Source organism: Synechococcus sp. R8-2, assembly GCF_047461715.1.
Classification (GTDB): domain Bacteria; phylum Cyanobacteriota; class Cyanobacteriia; order Thermostichales; family Thermostichaceae; genus Thermostichus.
Map to the genome: position 1 here is coordinate 1 of NZ_JANSHQ010000498.1, position 1192 is coordinate 1192.

2 protein-coding genes are annotated in these 1192 nt (G+C 57.8%); one reads left to right on the plus strand and one right to left on the minus strand.

Going from position 1 to position 1192, the window contains the following annotated elements:
* Nucleotides 1-25 precede the first annotated feature (25 nt).
* Nucleotides 26-685: an SDR family oxidoreductase gene (locus NW819_RS11535; protein WP_414413828.1), complete on the plus strand. Its 660-nt coding sequence runs from the start codon at nucleotides 26-28 to the stop codon at nucleotides 683-685.
* A gap of 177 nt (nucleotides 686-862) precedes the next feature.
* Here the strand turns inward: NW819_RS11535 and NW819_RS11540 are convergent, their stop codons facing one another.
* Complete coding sequence (locus tag NW819_RS11540) at nucleotides 863-1159, minus strand: hypothetical protein (RefSeq protein WP_414413829.1); 297 nt, start codon at nucleotides 1157-1159, stop codon at nucleotides 863-865.
* Nucleotides 1160-1192: the final 33 nt, after the last annotated feature.

Consider the following 1192-nt stretch of genomic DNA (forward strand, 5'->3'; position numbering starts at 1 on the left):
TTCAGCGTAAATGTATCAGAAACTTATGCAGGCTTTTGTTGCAGGGGCTACAGGAGAAACCGGACGCCGCATTGTCAAAGAGTTGGTGGGCCGCGACATCCCGGTACGGGCGCTGGTGCGCAGCCGCGAGCTGGCCGCACGGGTTCTGCCCCGCGAAGCGGAAGTGGTGGTGGGGGATGTGCTGGATCCGGCCACGCTGGAGACAGGCATGGAAGGATGCACGGTAGTGCTCTGTGCCACCGGGGCCAGGCCCAGTTGGGATCCCTTTCAGCCCTACCGAGTCGACTATGAAGGCACCAAGAACCTGGTCGATGTGGCCAAAGCCAAAGGGATCCAACACTTTGTTTTAATCTCTTCCCTGTGTGTTTCCCAGCTGTTCCATCCCCTCAACTTGTTTTGGCTGATCCTGGTGTGGAAAAAACGCGCAGAAGAATACTTGCAAAAGAGCGGCCTCACCTACACCATCGTTCGACCGGGGGGCCTGAAAAATCAGGATAATAACGACGGTATTGTCCTATCCAAGGCGGATACCCTCTTTGACGGCAGCATCCCCCGCACGAAGGTAGCCCAAGTGGCCGTCGAAAGTTTATTCCAGCCCGCTGCCCAAAATCGCATCCTTGAGATCATCGCCAAGCCGGGTGTGCCCAACCGCGACTGGAGCGCCCTCTTTGCTATGGCAAGGTAGGTACCGAGCTGCATGCATGCTGCATACATTATGACTATGAGCGAGTATGAACGCGGCTCCCAGTTCCTCAGCAGGCTCGAACTTGGTGGGCGCATGGCACTCCTGGAAAGTCGATCCTGCATTGGTCGATAGTCTGCCGCAAAATGTCGGTGCCAAGCTAAACTTCTCGTTTTGCCCTTAACTTCCCTCTGTCTGGGAACCAGAAGACTTGGCCAACTGCTGCAAACGATTTAAGATCTGCGCCTCAGCGTTGGCATCGTGGAGTCGCAACGTTAGGCGGGGCACCCGCAGTGAAGCCGTAATCCGGCCTGAGGGCAGATCCAGCCACACCAGTTGCCCTTGAAAACAGCGACAAGCGGCTCCCCATTCCTGGGCCAGAGCCTCTACCTCTGACCAGACAAGGCAACGTGGCAGCAGCAGGTCGGTGGCCCACCCAGCCCCACACTCCCGCCGCCTGAGGACACGCACCTGCATGGATCCCTACACCCGCAAGGACTCCGTCCCGCT

Coding starts and splice junctions, on each gene's coding strand:
- NW819_RS11535 (WP_414413828.1), top strand. CDS start 26: ATGCAGGCTTTTGTTGCAGGGGCTACAGGAGAAACCGGACGCCGCATT.
- NW819_RS11540 (WP_414413829.1), bottom strand. CDS start 1,159: ATGCAGGTGCGTGTCCTCAGGCGGCGGGAGTGTGGGGCTGGGTGGGCC.